This is a genomic window from Alcanivorax sp. (assembly GCF_002726155.1).
Lineage (GTDB): Bacteria > Pseudomonadota > Gammaproteobacteria > Pseudomonadales > Alcanivoracaceae > Alcanivorax.
This window is the reverse complement of the sequence record NZ_PBSH01000025.1, coordinates 1-16,139: the sequence shown is the minus strand read 5'-3', so window position 1 is coordinate 16,139 and position 16,139 is coordinate 1. Positions and strand designations below refer to the sequence as shown.

The 16,139-nt window shown below is 59.6% G+C and carries 17 protein-coding genes; 10 read left to right on the top strand and 7 right to left on the bottom strand.

Annotation, left to right across the window (positions count from 1 at the left end):
• Nucleotides 1-91: 91 nt before the first annotated feature.
• On the top strand, nucleotides 92-2,125 hold the full coding sequence (prlC, locus tag CL546_RS07350) for an oligopeptidase A (protein WP_290493924.1): 2,034 nt from the start codon (nucleotides 92-94) through the stop codon (nucleotides 2,123-2,125).
• Between the two features lie 63 nt (nucleotides 2,126-2,188).
• Complete coding sequence (locus CL546_RS07345) at nucleotides 2,189-2,386, top strand: YheV family putative metal-binding protein (protein WP_290493923.1); 198 nt, start codon at nucleotides 2,189-2,191, stop codon at nucleotides 2,384-2,386.
• Between the two features lie 192 nt (nucleotides 2,387-2,578).
• Here CL546_RS07345 and CL546_RS07340 read toward each other — a convergent pair whose 3' ends face one another.
• Nucleotides 2,579-3,439 carry a metal-dependent hydrolase gene (locus CL546_RS07340; RefSeq protein WP_290493922.1) on the bottom strand — a complete coding sequence of 287 codons (861 nt, stop codon included), beginning with the start codon at nucleotides 3,437-3,439 and terminating at the stop codon, nucleotides 2,579-2,581.
• A gap of 103 nt (nucleotides 3,440-3,542) precedes the next feature.
• Here CL546_RS07340 and CL546_RS07335 point away from each other — a divergent pair, with 103 nt between their 5' ends.
• Nucleotides 3,543-4,619, top strand: a complete 1,077-nt coding sequence (locus CL546_RS07335) for a helix-turn-helix transcriptional regulator (protein ID WP_290493967.1) — start codon at nucleotides 3,543-3,545, stop codon at nucleotides 4,617-4,619.
• A 34-nt stretch (nucleotides 4,620-4,653) separates the two neighbouring features.
• Here the strand turns inward: CL546_RS07335 and CL546_RS07330 are convergent, their stop codons facing one another.
• Nucleotides 4,654-5,862, bottom strand: coding sequence for an FAD-dependent oxidoreductase (locus CL546_RS07330; protein ID WP_290493921.1), 1,209 nt, complete (start codon nucleotides 5,860-5,862; stop codon nucleotides 4,654-4,656).
• A gap of 134 nt (nucleotides 5,863-5,996) precedes the next feature.
• Entirely contained in the window at nucleotides 5,997-6,773 is a 777-nt protein-coding gene (locus CL546_RS07325) for a ferredoxin--NADP reductase (protein WP_290493920.1), read from the bottom strand.
• Nucleotides 6,774-6,933: 160 nt separating this feature from the next.
• Here CL546_RS07325 and CL546_RS07320 point away from each other — a divergent pair, with 160 nt between their 5' ends.
• Together CL546_RS07320 and CL546_RS07315 are read left to right on the top strand one after the other, a co-directional pair.
• The gene (locus CL546_RS07320; protein WP_290493919.1) at nucleotides 6,934-7,818 is read left to right on the top strand and encodes a LysR family transcriptional regulator; all 885 of its coding nucleotides are present in this window, start codon (nucleotides 6,934-6,936) and stop codon (nucleotides 7,816-7,818) included.
• A complete protein-coding gene (locus tag CL546_RS07315; RefSeq protein WP_290493918.1) occupies nucleotides 7,797-8,330 on the top strand; it encodes a M23 family metallopeptidase in 534 nt (177 codons plus the stop codon). Before CL546_RS07320 ends, CL546_RS07315 begins: the two co-directional genes overlap by 22 nt.
• Before the next feature lies 1 nt (nucleotide 8,331).
• On the opposite strand, the gene CL546_RS07310 is transcribed toward CL546_RS07315, so the two are convergent.
• Nucleotides 8,332-10,035 carry an alkyl sulfatase dimerization domain-containing protein gene (locus tag CL546_RS07310; protein WP_290493917.1) on the bottom strand — a complete coding sequence of 568 codons (1,704 nt, stop codon included), beginning with the start codon at nucleotides 10,033-10,035 and terminating at the stop codon, nucleotides 8,332-8,334.
• A 110-nt stretch (nucleotides 10,036-10,145) separates the two neighbouring features.
• Here CL546_RS07310 and CL546_RS07305 point away from each other — a divergent pair, with 110 nt between their 5' ends.
• Entirely contained in the window at nucleotides 10,146-11,141 is a 996-nt protein-coding gene (locus CL546_RS07305; protein ID WP_290493916.1) for an AraC family transcriptional regulator, read from the top strand.
• Nucleotides 11,141-11,920: an adenosylcobinamide-GDP ribazoletransferase gene (locus CL546_RS07300; protein WP_290493915.1), complete on the top strand. Its 780-nt coding sequence runs from the start codon at nucleotides 11,141-11,143 to the stop codon at nucleotides 11,918-11,920. Before CL546_RS07305 ends, CL546_RS07300 begins: the two co-directional genes overlap by 1 nt.
• Nucleotides 11,921-12,026: 106 nt before the next feature.
• Here CL546_RS07300 and CL546_RS07295 read toward each other — a convergent pair whose 3' ends face one another.
• The gene (locus CL546_RS07295; protein WP_290493914.1) at nucleotides 12,027-12,839 is read right to left on the bottom strand and encodes a DUF3298 and DUF4163 domain-containing protein; all 813 of its coding nucleotides are present in this window, start codon (nucleotides 12,837-12,839) and stop codon (nucleotides 12,027-12,029) included.
• A 223-nt stretch (nucleotides 12,840-13,062) separates the two neighbouring features.
• Between CL546_RS07295 and CL546_RS07290 the strand changes: the two genes are divergently transcribed.
• From CL546_RS07290 to CL546_RS07280, 3 genes are all read left to right on the top strand, one after another.
• Entirely contained in the window at nucleotides 13,063-13,509 is a 447-nt protein-coding gene (locus tag CL546_RS07290) for a YtoQ family protein (protein WP_290493913.1), read from the top strand.
• Between the two features lie 140 nt (nucleotides 13,510-13,649).
• Entirely contained in the window at nucleotides 13,650-14,114 is a 465-nt protein-coding gene (locus CL546_RS07285) for a sll1863 family stress response protein (protein ID WP_290493912.1), read from the top strand.
• 103 nt (nucleotides 14,115-14,217) lie between these two features.
• Complete coding sequence (locus tag CL546_RS07280; RefSeq protein ID WP_290493911.1) at nucleotides 14,218-14,580, top strand: SpoIIAA family protein; 363 nt, start codon at nucleotides 14,218-14,220, stop codon at nucleotides 14,578-14,580.
• Nucleotides 14,581-14,583: 3 nt separating this feature from the next.
• On the opposite strand, the gene CL546_RS07275 is transcribed toward CL546_RS07280, so the two are convergent.
• Both CL546_RS07275 and CL546_RS07270 read right to left on the bottom strand, forming a co-directional pair.
• Nucleotides 14,584-15,021 (bottom strand): SRPBCC family protein, encoded by a 438-nt coding sequence (locus CL546_RS07275; RefSeq protein WP_290493910.1) that lies wholly within the window; start codon nucleotides 15,019-15,021, stop codon nucleotides 14,584-14,586.
• Between the two features lie 45 nt (nucleotides 15,022-15,066).
• Nucleotides 15,067-15,954 (bottom strand): NmrA/HSCARG family protein, encoded by an 888-nt coding sequence (locus CL546_RS07270; RefSeq protein WP_290493909.1) that lies wholly within the window; start codon nucleotides 15,952-15,954, stop codon nucleotides 15,067-15,069.
• Nucleotides 15,955-16,139 lie beyond the last annotated feature (185 nt).

Genomic DNA, 16,139 nt, shown 5'->3' with positions numbered 1-16,139 from the left:
TTCCAGACGCTGTTGCAGCCGGACGATACCGCTCGCCATCGGCTGCCAGCCGCGCAGACACACGCTGAACCCAGAGCAGGACAGGACACCCATGAGCAACAACCCGCTGATTGATTACCCGGCACTTCCTCCTTTTTCACAGATTCAGCCCGAGCACGTGCTTCCTGCCGTGGAGCAGCTGGTGGCAGAAGGCCGTGCCCGTATTGAGCAGGTGCTGGCGGAGGGAAACTTCGACTACGCGCATCTGGTTCAGGCATTGGACCAGGAAGATGACCGCCTGGGTAAAGCCTTTGGTCCGGTCGGGCATTTGAATGCCGTGGCCCAGAATGAAGCCTTGCGTAATGCCTATAACAGTTGCCTGCCCCTGCTTAGCGAATACGGGACTGAGGTGGGGCAAAATGCGGCCCTTTGCGCGGCTTACCAGGCACTGCGTGATAGCGAGCAATGGTCAACGCTGAGCGAAGCCCAACAGAAAGATATCGACAACACCTTGCGTGATTTCCGTTTGTCCGGGGTAGATCTGCCGGAGGAAAAGAAAGCGCAATACATGGCCAATTCCAAGCGCTTGTCTGAACTGACCAGTAAATTCTCGGACAATGCGCTTGATGCCACCCAGGCGTGGAGCAAGCACATCACCGATGAAAACGCGCTCGATGGCTTGCCGGACAGCGCCAAGGCCGGTGCTGCCGATCGCGCAAAAGCCGACGAAAAAGACGGCTGGTTGCTGACCCTGGATGCTCCGGTATTTATCGCGGTGATGAGCCACTGTAAGAATGCAGAATTGCGCAAGGAAATGTACACCGCCTGGACCACCAAGGCCTCTGATCAAGGGCCGCAGGCTGGCCAGTTTGATAATGCGGCGATCATGGATGAGATCCTTGCGTTGCGGCACAAGCAGGCTCAATTGCTGGGCTTTGCCAACTACGCGGAAGAATCCCTGGCCACCAAAATGGCGCGGGATGTGAGTGAAGTCGTACAGTTTCTCGAAGACCTGGCCCGTCGCGCCAAGCCCCAGGCGGAACAGGAACTGGCAGAACTGAAAGCCTTTGCAGCCGAGCAAGGCGCCGGTGATTTAAACCCTTGGGATATCGGTTTCTGGAGCGAGCGTTTGCGTGAAGCGCGCTACGATATTTCCGAAGAAGAGCTGCGCCCTTGGTTCCCGGCGGACACGGTGATCAATGGCATGTTTTCGGTGGTCGGCAAGTTGTTCGGCATTCAGTTTAAACAACGCACGGATGTGGATACCTGGCACGATGATGTGCGCTTCTACGAATTGGTGGATGATGACGGCAGTGTTCGCGCGGCCTTCTATCTGGACATGTATGCCCGCACCGGGAAACGTGGTGGCGCCTGGATGGACGATGCGCGTATTCGTCGTCGCCAGCCAGATGGCAGCCTGCAAACGCCGGTTGCCTACCTGACCTGTAATTTTGCGCCGCCGGCGGGCGGCAAGCCGGGCCTGTTGACCCACGATGAAGTGGTCACCCTGTTCCATGAATTCGGCCATGGCCTGCACCACATGCTGACCGAGCAGGATGTGTCCGGTATTTCCGGAATTAATGGCGTGGCCTGGGATGCGGTGGAGTTACCCAGCCAGTTCCTGGAAAACTGGTGTTGGACCGAAGACGGGATTGCATTGATTTCCGGCCATTACCAAACCGGTGAACCGCTGCCGAAAGAAAAACTGGAAAAGATGCTCGCGGCGAAAAATTTTCAGGGTGCCATGCAGATGGTACGGCAAATCGAATTTTCCCTGTTCGATATGCGAATCCACGCCGAGTATCAACCCAGTCTGGATATTTATCAGGTATTGAATGAAGTGCGTGAACAGGTAGCGGTGATTCAGCCGCCGGCCTTCAACCGTTTTCCCAACAGTTTCGGGCACATTTTTGCCGGCGGTTATGCGGCCGGTTACTACAGCTATAAGTGGGCCGAAGTGTTGTCTGCGGATGCCTATTCCCGGTTCGAAGAAGAAGGGGAGTTCAACGAGGAAACCGGCCGCGCATTCCGCACGGAAATTCTCGCCAAAGGCGGCAGCAAGGAACCCATGGAGCTGTTCAAGGCGTTCCGTGGCCGCGAGCCCAGCGTGGAACCGTTGTTACGTCATTGCGGGATCAATGGATAAAACGTTTGGTGACAAACGCCCGATGCTTGGCATCGGGTGTTTGCCGTTAAGCGGAGGAATGTTATGAAACGCCAGTTTATTGCCGGGGCAACCTGCCCGGAATGTGGGCAGATGGACAAGATACAGCGGATCATCGACGGTGATCAGCAGTGGATGGAATGTGTTGCCTGCGGTGCGGAAAAAAGTCTGGACGAGAAGCCAGCAGAAGCCATCGATGCACTGGCCCAACCAGTGACCCTGCAGTCTGGCCCCAAAAAATAGAGTGTTCCCGCTATTTTACAATGGACGAAGCGCGAATGCGCTTCGTCGCTCTCTGATCCTGCTTCAAGTCAATGCCCGTAGTGCCTGGATTTAAGTCATGAGCCTTGCCGCTTTATCTCACCACGCAACCCTTTCCGGGTTTGTGATTTTAAGCGTCAGGCATCCGGCGTTTGGCATTCGGCAAAGCAGATATCAGGCCCAGTCACCCAGCCACTTTTTCTTCGCCTTTTCCACCAGATCGCGGGCATCGTGCTGCCAGGGGTGGAAGCGCGGGCTGTAAAACTTGAAGTAGGACGGTAGCAGCTTGCGGAATACGCCGGGTTTGCCCCACATGTAATTGAGGCCGCCGAGCCAGGATTTCACATTGGTCAGCTCGCCCTGTTCTTTCATTAATTGCGTCAGATGCAAGGTAGAAAAGAACGGGAAAAGAACACTCACGAAGGCCATCTCCGTGATGCGGGTAAACTCACTGCCGCCGATGTGTTTGTACACATCAAACGCTACGGCTTTGTGCTCGGATTCTTCAATGGCATGCCAGGCCCAGATCGGTGCCATGCGCGGATCCATTTCATCCAGGGCGTCATACTTGAGCAGAAATTCTTCCGCCATCAGTGCGGTGAAATGTTCCACCGCCACGGTGTGAGCCAGTTGTCGCTCCGGTGACAGGTTCTTGCGCATCCAGTTCATGAAAGCCTGAATTTCACGATCCAGACGGCCAAGGCCAACCCCGCGCTCTTCCAGATAGCCATTGAGCAGCTTGTGCTCCTTGGAGTGATGGGCTTCCTGACCGATAAAGGCACGCACGGCTTTTTTCAGTTCCGGATCGTCGATGCGGTCCTGAAAGTGGCGTACGGAATCGATAAAGAACCGCTCCCCGGCGGGGAAGCTGGCGGAGAGCGCCCCCAGCAACAGGGTTTTTAGCGGGTCATTGTCCCACCAGTATTTGGGCACATCGTCGGCCAGGTCGAAGTCCGGCTGGCGGACGGTGGGAATCACCATGGCCGGGCGGGCATCGGTCGGATTGTTATGAAGGTGTTTTGCCGGTGCATTCATTTTGAGCCTCCTGGCGAAAAGGATACGTTGACGCTTGGCCCATACGGTACTGGTGAGTGCCCGGAGTGCGTGAGATGCTGGGCGGACAAAGCGCTTGTCATTGGTGGCCAAATTGTCTGAACCCTTCACCTTGATCGACTGGAGCCGTTTCCCTGACTGGACCCGCCAGCGCAGCCAGGCGGTGACCTATGTGCGCATGTTTATGGAAGTGGCGGCGCAGCGGGGTGTTTCTCGTGAGACCTTGCTGTCCACCGCAGGGGTGTCGGCAGCCTTGCTGGAAGACCCCTCCGGACGGGTGTCCCTGCAGGAGACGGTGCAGGTGTTTGCGGCTGCTGCCGCGCTGACCGGTGACGCGGCCATTGGCCTTGAGGTGGGGCAGCGGATGCCGCTCACAGCCCATGGCAGCCTGGGCTATGTGCTCATGTGCGCGGGCAGTGCCCGCGAGGCCATTGGTCTGCTGGAGCGGTTTTGGCACCTGCGGGGTCGCAGTGTGGTTCTCAGCGTAAAGGAGGAGCGCGGCGGGCTGTTCTTCGAGTTGGTGCCGGAAGTGGTGTTGCCCGCTGCGGTACGCGATGTGCTGCTCAGTTCCATGCTGGGCAGTATGGCCAGTGGCATGCAGTTTATTCTCCCTGACTTGTCGCTGGTGCCGGAAATCTGGCTGCAGGGCGAGCCGCCCAGCTCTGGCCGGCCCATGGATGACGGGGCGGTGCCAGTGCGTTATCGCCAGGCACGGGCAGGTATCTGGGCGCCGGAAGCGGTGCAGTGGCTGGATAGCCCGCTGCCTACCGCCAATCCGGAGGCGCTGAGTCAGGCTCTGGCCCAGTGTGAGCGGGAAAGCGCCTTGACGGCCCCCGGTGATACCTTGCTGCGTCAGGTGCGTGAGCTTTTGGTGCTGGGTGCGCACGGGTATCCGGCACCGGAGCAGCTTGCCGAGCGTCTGCATCTGACCCCTCGCACGTTGCGTCGCCGGTTGCAGGAACGAGGGCAGGGGTTCCAGTCGTTGCTGGAAGAAGCCCGACACCGGGACAGTCGCCACCTGCTGGCCAGTTCCGATATGGAAATTCAGCGTATCAGCGAGCTGCTGGGGTTTGCCGATCCGGCCAATTTTACCCGTGCGTTCAAGGGCTGGATGGGCATGACGCCCAGCCAGTGGCGTCATCAGCAGGCGGGCCAGGATTGATTCGGCAGGCGTTTCGGGAAAGCGGTAAGGGGCGTTAACGCAGCAGCCCGGTTTTCAGGCCGGCAATGGTTTTTGCCATTTGCAGGCGCATCCAGGGCAGGTGGTTCAGCACTGGAAGCAGCAGGTCGCGGCCGGTGGCGACGACGCGGCTGTGCGACTGGAAAGCCGGTGTCAGCCAACGACTCATGCGTTGGTAAAAGCGAATCTGCGGGCCGCGATGCTGGTGATAATGCGTCCAGACCTGATGCCAGTTATCCGATTGTTGCATGGCGTCGCCAAGGGCCCAGGCGTCCAGCAAGGCCATGTTTGCGCCCTGGCCCAGTTGCGGGCTCATGGCATGGGCGGCGTCGCCAATAACGCCCAGTCGGTTGTCTCCCCATTTTGACATGATCACATCGCGGTAGGTGGCCGGGGTTAGCTGCTGCGCCCGGGTCAGCGGTGTCAGCACCTCGTCCAGTTGCGGCCAGAAGGTATGCAGTGCGCCGCGCCATTTTTCAAAAGGTGAGGCGGCAAAGTCCGGTTGTTGCCATTGGGCGATCTCGGTGACCGGCAGGCTCCAGAAAAAACTGGCTAGCGGTGTCTCCGGCTGGTCCGGGCGACTGCCGGTGGGAAGAATGCCGGCCATGGTGCTGGCCCGGTGATAGCGCTGTTGCAGCAGAGGCACGTCAAAGGGGGCGGCCATGGGCAGCATGGCCCACATGGCGCCCCAGGGATAAAGGCGGTCGTAGCGAGTCCAGTCGCTGGGGCGCAGCTGGCTGTGGCTGCCGTTGGCAATCAGCACGGCATCGAAGGTGAGCACGTCCGTGCGCTGCTTTTCTTCCAGGGTGACAAGGGTTTGATGTGCCTGGGCGTCCACGGCGCTAACGGTACAGCCCATGCGCCGTTGATGCGGCAGGGTTTGCAGGTGGCTATCGAGTACATGGCAGAGGCTGGCGCGGTGGATGCCCAGACCGTGGGCCTGTTCGCCAAGGGGGCGATAGTGGCTGTTCATGATGGCGCGGCCGGAACAGGTATGTCCCACCAGGGCATCGATATGCGCGCCGTAACGGTACATAGCCTGATAGAGGCCCATGCGGTGGAGGACGCTGAGTCCGGCGGGCTGTAACAGCAAGCCGGCACCCACCGGTTCCAGGGCGGGGGCGCGCTCTATCAGCGTGATGGCGTGGCCCTGCTGGGCCAACAGCGCGGCAGTTGCGAGCCCGGCGGTACCGGCCCCGATAATGGCAATGGATTGTGGTTGCACGGCTGGAACTTTCCCTTCCCCGAAAAGGCTAGTGGAGAGTAGCAGACTGGGGCGCCGAGAGCCGGGTGGAGATAAAAAAACGGGCCGCTAAAGCGGCCCGTAACGTGTTGCATGCAGCGTGAAGCGTGTTGCGCCTATTTTTCCACAAACGCCCGCTCGATCACGTACTCACCCAGTTCGCCGCCGCGGGTTTCCTTGAAGCCCCAATCGTCGAGGATTTTGGTGGTGTCCTTGAGCATGGCGGGGCTGCCGCACAGCATGAAACGGTCGTTTTCCAGGCTCGGCTTGGGCAGGCCCAGGTCCGTGAAGATCTTGCCGCTGGTCATCAGGTCGGTGAGACGCCCTTCGTTACGGAACGGTTCACGCGTTACCGTGGGGTAGTAGAGCAGTTTGCCGTTGACGAACTCACCAAAGAATTCGTTGTTGGGCAGCTCATTCTCGATGGTGTCCTGGTAGGCCAGCTCGGACACATGACGCACCCCGTGGGTGAGAATGACGCGGTCGTACTGCTCGTACACTTCCGGGTCCTTGATGATGCTCATGAACGGCGCCAGGCCGGTGCCGGTGGACAGCAGCCACAGGTTCTTGCCCGGCAGCAGGTGGTCGGCCACGAGGGTGCCGGTGGGTTTGCGGCTCACATAGATCTTGTCGCCCGGCTGGATGTTTTGCAGCTGGGAGGGGAGCGGGCCGTCCTGCACCTTGATGCTGAAGAACTCCAGTTCTTCTTCATAGTTGGCGCTGGCAATGGAATAGGCGCGCAGCAACGGGCGGCCGTTGTCCTGCTCCAGGCCAATCATGGTGAAATGTCCGTTCTTGAAACGAAAACCCGGGTCCCGGCTGGTGGTAAAGCTGAACAGGGTGTCGTTCCAGTGGCGAACGCTTTTGACGGTTTCGGTATTCAAATTAGACATAGTTAAATCAGCGCTTATTCCAAAATTCCAGATGGTGGAAATTTAACCGAATGGCATTTATCGGTAAAATGGGTTGTTCCGATAGTTGATATCGAGAAAGCCGATACCGAACACTGCACACAGTTAATAATGATTCTCATTTAATCATGGATAGGTGGTCATGCGCTACACCCTCAGGCAACTGGAAGTCTTTCTCGCCATCGCCCACTTTGAAAATGTGAGCCATGCGGCCAATCACTTGAGCATGTCCCAGTCGGCGGCCTCCGGGGCGTTGAAAGAGCTGGAAGGGCTTTACGACGTGAAGTTCTTCGAGCGGGCCGGCAAGCGGCTGAAGCTCAATGAGCTGGGCCGGCAATTCTGGCCGCGGGCGGAAGCGCTGCTGGCCCAGGCCCGGGAGCTGGAGTCGGATCTACAGTCTCACCGGGATCTGGGGCGTCTGAACGTGGGCGCCACCCTGACCATCGGCAATTACCTGGCGGTGGCGATCATGGCGGAGTATATGGCTCAGCAGCCGGGGGCGCGGGTGCATCTGGAGGTGGCCAACACCCGTTCCATTGTGGATCGGGTGCTCACCTTTGAGCTGGATCTGGGCCTGATTGAGGGCGAGTTGAATCACCCTGATCTGGAGCTGCTACCCTGGCGGGAGGATGAGCTGGTGGTGTTCTGCAGCCCGGACCATCCGCTGGCAAGTAAGGGAGCGCTTACTGATGAGGATTTACGCGCAGCGCACTGGATTGTCCGTGAGTCGGGCTCTGGTACCCGGCAGACCTTTGAGCGTGCATTGCACGGCCTGGTGCCGGAGCTGAATCTGGCACTGGAGCTGGAGCATACCGAGGCAATCAAGCGGGCGGTGGAAACCGGGTTGGGGATCAGTTGCCTGTCGCGGGTGTGCCTGCAGGAGGCGTTCAAGCGGGGTTCGCTGGTGGAGCTGGCGGTGCCGCACCGGGATTTCAGCCGGGAATTCTATTTTGTGCTGCATCGGCAGAAGTACCGCAGCCCTGGCATTGAGAGGTGGCTGGAATTATGTCGCGAATCCGTACTGTAATCCGTCGCGGCCTGTGGCTGCTGCTGTTGGTGCTGGTGGCCGGTTTGCTGCTGCCGGAGGCCCGGCAGGTGCCGGTGCAGGGCGCAGACCGCAATGACTGGCACCCTCAGACTTTCTGGTATCACCCCTGGGGCAAGTCCGGGGTCCACAAGGGCGTGGATATCTTTGCTGATGCGGGAACGCCGGTGATCGCCAGCAGTGGCGGCCTGGTGCTGTATCGCGGGGAGCTGTCGCGGGGCGGCAAGGTGGTGCTGATGTTGGGGCCGAAATGGCGGCTGCACTACTACGCCCACTTGCAGGGCATCGCCGACAGTGGCATTTGGCTGGGGGCGGGTGCGTTGGTGGGCACCGTGGGGGACAGTGGCAATGCGGCGGGCAAACCGCCGCATCTGCACTATTCTCTGGTGAGTCTGTTGCCGCTGTTCTGGCGGGCAGACGAGGCGCCGCAGGGCTGGAAGAAGATGTTCTTCCTGGACCCCACGACGCATTTTGTTATCAGGCAGGACGCCTGATTCAGTCAATTTTCTCGAAATAGCCCAGCACTTTCATGGCGGCCAGGGTGCTGCCGTCGATATCCAGGTCGTCACCGGCCAGGGCGGTGGCCGGATTCTGGACTCCGGCGGCAATGGCTTTCCAGGTGACTTCGGTGGTATCCAGCGTGGCGACCACGTCGTCATCAATGCCGCTGTGTACCTTGGCCACACCACGCCGGATGCGCAGGGTGAATTGCTTGCCGCTCTCCCGGAAGGCGTAACCCAGCGCCACGTTTTCCTCGAGGGTCTCTTCAGCCTTGAGCAGTGCGGGCATGGCATGCAGGAAGTTCTCGATGGGCAGGGTGGCGAGGAAGTCTTCGCTCATCTGTGTGCGGAAGCCGGGCTTGAGTCCGTCCTGCACTTCCCGGGCCACGGTGAAGTAGTAGTTGCGCGCGTTGGGGTTGGCTTCTTTTTCGCCCAGCTGGCGCAATGCGTCGGCACGCAGGGTTTTCACCGTATCGTTGTCCGGCATCAGGATCATCAGATGGTCACTGAGATCCAGCGCCCATTGGGCATCGCTATCATTCAGCGCTTTTTGTGCGCTCTCCAGCAGGGCGTCGTTGCCGCCGGCCAGGGTGGCCATGCGGTGCGCTTCTTCCGGTTCGGCCAGCGGCTGCAGCTCGCTGGGATTGCCGCTGAACCAGCCCAGGTAGCCATCGAACACGGAGCGCACCGACCAGCTGACCTTGCCGTAGAACTCCTGCAGCCAGGGGTTGCTGGCCAGGTGTTCGGGCAGCTGCACTTTCTCGACGATCTGGTCCGGGGTCAGGCCCAGGTTCATGTAGCGCAGGGTCTGGTCGTGTACAAAGTTGATGGCGTCGCTGTAGTCGGTCAGTAGCTCAGCCACCTTGTCCTGGCCGTGCACCGGACGGGTGTGGCTGGGCACCAGATGCTTGGCGCCCAGGGCGCGGATCTGGTCCAGGCTGTTGGCCCACTGTTTCACGTCGCGGTAGTAGGTGCCGCGAATGGTGTAGAGGTTGGGGAAGGTCTGGTAGATGTTATCGCCGGTGAGGACAGTCTGTTTTTCCGGCAGCCAGACGAAAAGCTGGTCTTCCGTTTCGCCGGGGGCATGCACCAGCTCGATCTGGATGTCGGCGATGTTGACGGACAACTTGTCATCGAAGGTGTGAGTGGGCGGCAGGGCATACAGCTCGCTTTCCGGGGTGATGCTCAGATGCGGGCCGATACCATCATTGATATGTTCGCCATGGGGCAGATGGTTGCCAAACATGCGCATGGAGCGGGCGGTAATGATGGGGCGAATCTGGTTGACCACCCGGTTGATGTAATAGCTGGTGCTTTCGTGGGCGTAAACAGGAATGTCTTTGCCCTCGGCAAAACCGGCAGCACCAAAAACGTGGTCGCTGTGATTGTGCGTATAGATGATGGCTTTCACTGGCTTGTCGGTGATCTTGCGAAATTCCGCCAGTACAGTGCGCGCCTCATCAGCACTCTCCATGGTATCGACGATAATGATGCCGTCGTCACCTTCCAGCATAATGGAGTTGGCGAGTCCGTAGCCGATGGCCACATAAACCCCGTCGGTGACCTTCTCCACCCCTTTATGGAACAGCTCGCTGTGCGCTTTGAGCGCATCTGGGGCCAGCTGGGTGGTACTCTTAACGGGTTGCTCTTCCCCGCATGCCGCCAGCAGGGCGGCCAATAAAACAAACAGGTAGCGCATGGTGTTCTCTTTTTTTGTGGGTGATCCCTGCAGGCTAGTGTCGGCCCGGCTTTGGGCAAAGGTTCCCGGTGGCCAGAGTGCAGTGCTCTGTGGCCACTGAGCGCTCACCAATGACGTCTACGACGGTGGCCGCCTGGCCGTTGGCGGTGCTGGAAACCCTCAATGGCTATGGTGTGGATGGCCCGGCTTTGCTGGCCCAGGCGGGGCTGGACCTGGCCGTGCTACGCGCCAACCCCGGTGGGCGGGTACCCACCGATGCCATGACCCGACTGTGGACGCTGGCCATCGAGCAGAGTGACGACCCGGGCATGGGACTCCGGGTGGGCAAGACGTCCCTGCCCATGCATCTGCGGGTGATGGGTTTGCTGATCCAGACTGCGCCGACATTGGGCCACATTCTGGATGTGGCGGTGCGCTATCAGCGGCTGATTTCCACCGGGGTGGTGGTGCGGTTGCAGCAACGCCCGGATGCGGTGGGGTTGGAGATTTGCTGCCTGCCGGATGTGGCCCTGCACCCGGCCTCCATCGATGCGTTTGTGGCGGCCCATGTGAGTAACCTGCGGCGCCTGTCACCGGAGGGTGGCGTGCAGCAGGTGGCATTGCAGCGTTCGGCACCTGCCGATTCTGCGCCTTGGTCACAGGTTCTGGGGTGCCCGGTGACGTTCGGTCAGCCGGGCAATATCATCTGGCACCATCGCGATCGGCTGACCGCACCGTTGTTGCTGGGGGATGCTGGTTTGTGGCGGCAGCACGAGACGTTGGCGCGGCAAGAGCTGGCCGCACTGGATGCCACCCCCCCGTTAATTCAAACCCTGCAGGGATTATTGCGCGCTAATGGTGATGTCTTGCCGGGTTTGGGTGAGCTGGCTGTCGCGGTGGCCATGAGCGAGCGTTCCCTGCGCCGGCGGCTGGCCGAATTGGGTAGCGGTTACCGGCAACTGGTGGATGCCTGGCGGGCAGAGCGGGCCGGTCAACTGGTGCGCGGCGGTGATAGCTTGGCAGAGGTGGCTCACCGGCTCGGGTTTTCCGATGCCAGCAATTTCAGCAAGGCGTTTCGCCGTTGGTACGGTGTGAGCCCCGACACCTATCGACAGCAGGATTATTGATGACACAACCGACAGGCAGTAACCGTTCTTCGCAGCCGCGTATTCACGATGAATGGCAGGCGTTCTGGCTGGCGGTGGGGTTTCTGACCCGCGTGCCCATGCTGGTGCGCATTGATTACAGCCAGGCACTGATGAACCGTTCCGGCGTGTATTTTCCGCTGGTGGGTTTGCTGCTGGGTGTGTTTTACGCGGGGCTGTTCGTGGTAGTGGATAGCTACTGGCACACCGGTATCAGTGTGGCACTGGTGCTGGCGTTCCACCTGTGGATCACCGGGGCTTTCCACGAAGACGGACTGGCAGACAGTGTGGATGCGCTGGGTGGTGGTTATACCGTGGCACGCCGTCTGGCAATCATGAAGGACAGCCGTATCGGCACCTATGGGGCGGTGGCGTTGATCATGGCGCTGGGTTTAAAAGGATTGTTGCTGGCGGACGCGAATCCCGTTTGGCTGGCCCTGTTGCTGAGCCCGGTAATCAGCCGTTTAACGCCGCTGTGGTTGATGCGGTTTCTGCCGTATGTGACGGACCCGGACACCAGTAAAAGCAAACCGGTTGCAGAAGGCTTCAGCGCAAAACGCCTGGCTGCCGCTACCGCGATGACGGTGACAGTAGCTGCCCTGGCGGGGGTGTTGGTGCCTGCACTGTTATCTGTTGCGCTGGTAGCGTTGCTGTGGGGTGGGTATCTGTGGCGGCAGTTGCGGGGGTATACCGGCGATGCGTTGGGCGCTAGCGTGATTCTGGCGGAGCTGGTGTTCCTGTTAGCGTTGGTGGCCGCGTAAGCGAGGGAAAAAGTTGCGAGTTTCGAGAAGCGAGTCCCGAAAGGCAAAAACATGCGTGCCTGGTTATTTTGCTCTTCGCTCTTCGAAACTCGCTTCTCATAACTCGTTACTGCTGTGGCAAATACTGCCCGCGCACAATGCCTTCTAGCTCCGCATAGGGGATCGTCAGGGTGGGCTGGCCCATGGCGTAGGGCGCGATGTGGTACACGTTATATTGCAGCACTACACCCTTGTCATTGAAGAAGACGTTATCGGTCTTGTCGAACGGCCAGCTGTCACGGAAAGTCTGGTCCAGGTTTTCCTCATCCAGCCAGGCCGTGTGCTGTTCGCTGGCCTTTTCCCAGAAGGCTGACTGCTGACCGGGTACCAGCAGGTCGTCCAGTTTCACGCTTTGCTGTTTGGCCAAATCCCAATGGAAATACTGCACGCTGGGTAACCCGTGGGCGCCCCCGGTGTATTCGTAGGTTTCCATGGACAGGGTTACCAAATCGCCGCGACGGCCTTGCTTCTTCACAGTGGCACTAAGTTCCCAGCCCTGCTCGGAGGCCATGGCCATGCCGGACGCATCTTGCAAAAACGCATCGGCCAGGCCTTCGATGGTGCCATCGTGGGTCGCGTTGCCTTCATCCTGAATCAGCATGGCGGCCAGGTGCTGGGTGATGGCCTCGTTCAGCTCCGGCTGGTTCTCGAAGGTAAGCCATTGCAGGTCCACTTTCGGGCAGCCGTCAGCGTCACATTGTTCGTCGGTTTTATTCAAGGTATGGACGATGCGCACCAGCGTTTCCGGGGCGACACCGGCTTGTGCAGCGTCGCTCTTGGTGGTGGTGGCAGGTTTGTCAGCGGGTTTTGCTGGCGCGTCCGGGTCGTCGCAGCCTGCCAGCAGCGCGGTGGCGAGCAGGAGCAAAAGTGTCATACGCATGGCAAACCCTTCCTGAAATCAATGAGAACGAATGGGGGCATTTAACGGCAGCCACCGCCCCGGTTCAAGGTGTAATGGGATCACGTGGCTGCAGCGTTCTGCACAGAGGCTCCTTAATTTAGCGTCAGGCATCAGGCGTTGAGCGCGTGGTACTCGACAAGGTGGCTTTTGCAATCCGGCGGGCCTATCCTGCCGTTTTTCAGAATCAATCGGGAGAATCACCATGAGTTTCTGGACCGTTTACCTTTCCGGGGAAATTCACACCGACTGGCGCGAGCGCATTGTTGAGGGCTGTGCCGACAAAGAGCTGGATATCGAATTCAGCGCGCCGGTGACGGACCACGAAGCCAGTGACAAGGTGGGGGTGAATATTCTCGGTGCAGAAGAGAAGCGTTTTTGGGAAGACCGTCTCGGGGCGGGCATCAACGGTATTCGTACGCGAAAGCTGATTGATGAGGCGGACCTTGTGGTGGTGCGTTTTGGCCCCAAGTATAAGCAATGGAATGCGGCATTTGATGCCGGCTACACGGCGGCTTTGGGCACGCCGATGATCATTTTGCACGATGAAGAGCATGATCATCCGTTGAAAGAGGTGGATGCCGCCGCCGATGCGGTAGCGCGCACCCCGGAGCAGGTGGTGGAGATGCTGGCGTATATTCTCAACGCATGAATTCCCCGGTAAAACGGGGCTTACGGCCCCGTTTTACGGCTTTTTGCATGATCGGGGGAGCGTTTTGCCGTCTGACTTGTCACATTCCAGTACAGGCATAGCCAGATTTGGCACAAAAGGCAGAACGAGGAGTTGTCCCGATGACACACCGATTATTGGCCGCCGCCACCCTGATGTTGGTCACCACCGCCACGGCGTGGGCTGAGACCGAAGGCGTTCCCAACGTGAAAACGCCGGAACCGGAAAAAGTGGAAACCCAGATGGAAGAAACCCTGGACGATATCCAGAGTTATTCCGTAGAACAGAAGAACCAGGCCATGCGCGTGGCGCGCCATGCCATCGATGATCTGGATCAGCAAATTACCCTGCTACAGGGTGATATCAACAGCCAGTGGCGCGATCTGTCCCAGGACGCACGCCTGCACAAGCAGGATGCGCTCACCGCGCTGAAAGAGCAGCAGGCCCAGCTGGAAACCCGTTATCAGGCCTTGCAGAATGCGGGTGAGGACAATTGGGATGCGGCCAAGGTAAAATTCCAGCAAAGCTGGGAGGCCGCCAAGCAGGGCTGGCAAAGCCTGACGGCGCCCGCGCCGGAACAGGAGTAGCGCCCTCTACCCATTGCGGCAGGCACAATGACGTGTCTGATCGTGCGCCGTGCGAATCGACACCGACGCACAAGGCAGGCACCACAGGGACGGGAGACGGACCATGCTGACGTTGATTCCTTTTGATGACGACCGGGTTGTGGGTGCACGTATCTCCGGCAAGATCACCCGCGAAGAATTCGATTCTGTGACCACGGCGCTGGAAGCCGCGCTGCAAAAACATGAAACGGTACGTTTCTATGCAGAGATGGAAACCTTTGGCGGGGTGTCCATGGATGTATTGTTTCAGGATCTGAAGTTCGGTCTTGCCCACTGGAAGCATTTCGACCGCGAAGCCGTGGTCACCGATAAGGACTGGATGCGCCGCCTGTCGGTGCTGGCAGACAAGCTGCTGCCGTCCATTGAGGTGAAGGTGTTCCCCAGTGATGACGCCGACGCTGCCAAAGCCTGGATCTGCGAACCCTGATCCTTACCTTTCCCGGTCGAGCAATTGCCCCAGATGTGTCAGGCAAAACTGGTACATCCGGGTGGCGCTTTGCCGGGCTTTCTCCACTTTTTCCTCTGGCGCATTGCCGGCGTCGAAGTCAGCCTGCCAGCGCACCGTGCAGCCAACGGCGGTCTCGGTGATGCTGACTGTGGCGGTAAAGTTGGCCCGCTGGTCCACGCCGGGGCCTTGCAGAATGCGGTAGGAAAATTGCCGTGCCGCCGGGTCCAGCGCCACCAGTTCTTCTACCACCTGGCTGCCGTCTGCCACGGTGACGGTGCGCACCGCACCGATGCCTTCGCCTTGCACCTGGCAAGCTGTGACGCCGGGTAACCAGCTCTGTAAATCGCCGAAACCGTGGATCCGCTGCCAGACGCTGTCGGCGCTGAACCGGTAGTCCTGTTGTACATCGATGGCACTCATGGTGGCTCCTGTGTCGGGCTATCTGCGGGTACGTTTGCCAGGCGGCTAGCGCTGCAGGCGCAGACGCTGCTGCAGAAATTGTTCGAAGGAGGTGAGGAACGGGAATTGGTCGCGGACCGGGTCCAGCGGAAATTGCCAGCCCACGGTGTTATTCCACACGTATTGCCGGGCCGCTTCCGCATTGGTCAGCCGCAAGGCCCACAAGGGAATCTTGAAGGGCAGCGGGCGCTTGCCGGATACGCGCCGGTAGACGGTCTGCATTTCCGAAACCGTCAGCGCATCGCTGGCCAGGTCGACAATTTCTCCCAGGAAAGTATCGGGTTGAGCGAAAATCTCGGCGCTGGCACGGGCAATGTCGTCCACGGTGACCATGTGAAAACGGGTATCCGGTTTCAGGCAGCCGGCCAGTGTGGCGAGCACCAGTGCCGGGTTGACGGCTTTCTTGCCACTGTTGCCCATGACGGGCTCGAAAAAATTCTCCATAAAGAACACTTCGCGCAGAAAGGTGCTGGGTAGCCCGAGGTCGCGAATGTGTTTTTCAATTTCCCATTTGCTACGGAAGTGCAGCACGTCGCCGGCTTCTTCGCAGCCGGCTACGGAGGTTTGCACGAAGTGTTGCACGCCGGCCTGGTGGGCCGCATCCGCCAGGCGTTTGCCCTGAGCCACTTCCCGCTCGTACCCGACGCCCTTTTCCCAGAAATTCTGCACCGCAAAAACGCCATAACAGTCGCTGCATGCCTGGGCCAGTGACGGGGCATCATCCAGGTCGCCAACGACCACGTCCACGCCCCGGCCTGCCAGCGCCTGGGCGGCGGGTTTGCCCGGGTTGCGGGTCAGCGCGCGTACGGGGAAGCCCTTGTCGAGCAGGTGCGGGATCAAGGCGCCCCCCTGGGCTCCGGTGGCGCCGGTAACAAGAATGGTTGGTGCGGTCATGGGATAAGCTGCTCCGAAACTCATCAGTTCTGAGCGATGATAGGGGCGTGGCTGAGTGCCACAATGACCGAAAGCATCAGTGCGGGGCAGAAATGGCCAAAAGACAGGGGCGTTGCGCGTTACGCGGGCAGGAAACCGTTAGAGGGTGAGAGGGTGACAGGCCATTGGCGAGCGGAGGAAGGGCC

What these genes read in the sequence shown, in the direction of transcription:
- CL546_RS07315 (WP_290493918.1), top strand. Translation starts at nt 7,797, where the DNA reads ATGTCGCGAATCCGTACTGTAATCCGTCGCGGCCTGTGGCTGCTGCTG.
- CL546_RS07345 (WP_290493923.1), top strand. Translation starts at nt 2,189, where the DNA reads ATGAAACGCCAGTTTATTGCCGGGGCAACCTGCCCGGAATGTGGGCAG.
- CL546_RS07295 (WP_290493914.1), bottom strand. Translation starts at nt 12,839, where the DNA reads ATGCGTATGACACTTTTGCTCCTGCTCGCCACCGCGCTGCTGGCAGGC.
- CL546_RS07325 (WP_290493920.1), bottom strand. Translation starts at nt 6,773, where the DNA reads ATGTCTAATTTGAATACCGAAACCGTCAAAAGCGTTCGCCACTGGAAC.
- CL546_RS07340 (WP_290493922.1), bottom strand. Translation starts at nt 3,439, where the DNA reads ATGAATGCACCGGCAAAACACCTTCATAACAATCCGACCGATGCCCGC.
- CL546_RS07320 (WP_290493919.1), top strand. Translation starts at nt 6,934, where the DNA reads ATGCGCTACACCCTCAGGCAACTGGAAGTCTTTCTCGCCATCGCCCAC.
- CL546_RS07275 (WP_290493910.1), bottom strand. Translation starts at nt 15,021, where the DNA reads ATGAGTGCCATCGATGTACAACAGGACTACCGGTTCAGCGCCGACAGC.
- CL546_RS07270 (WP_290493909.1), bottom strand. Translation starts at nt 15,954, where the DNA reads ATGACCGCACCAACCATTCTTGTTACCGGCGCCACCGGAGCCCAGGGG.
- CL546_RS07280 (WP_290493911.1), top strand. Translation starts at nt 14,218, where the DNA reads ATGCTGACGTTGATTCCTTTTGATGACGACCGGGTTGTGGGTGCACGT.
- CL546_RS07305 (WP_290493916.1), top strand. Translation starts at nt 10,146, where the DNA reads ATGACGTCTACGACGGTGGCCGCCTGGCCGTTGGCGGTGCTGGAAACC.
- CL546_RS07290 (WP_290493913.1), top strand. Translation starts at nt 13,063, where the DNA reads ATGAGTTTCTGGACCGTTTACCTTTCCGGGGAAATTCACACCGACTGG.
- prlC (WP_290493924.1), top strand. Translation starts at nt 92, where the DNA reads ATGAGCAACAACCCGCTGATTGATTACCCGGCACTTCCTCCTTTTTCA.
- CL546_RS07285 (WP_290493912.1), top strand. Translation starts at nt 13,650, where the DNA reads ATGACACACCGATTATTGGCCGCCGCCACCCTGATGTTGGTCACCACC.
- CL546_RS07310 (WP_290493917.1), bottom strand. Translation starts at nt 10,035, where the DNA reads ATGCGCTACCTGTTTGTTTTATTGGCCGCCCTGCTGGCGGCATGCGGG.
- CL546_RS07300 (WP_290493915.1), top strand. Translation starts at nt 11,141, where the DNA reads ATGACACAACCGACAGGCAGTAACCGTTCTTCGCAGCCGCGTATTCAC.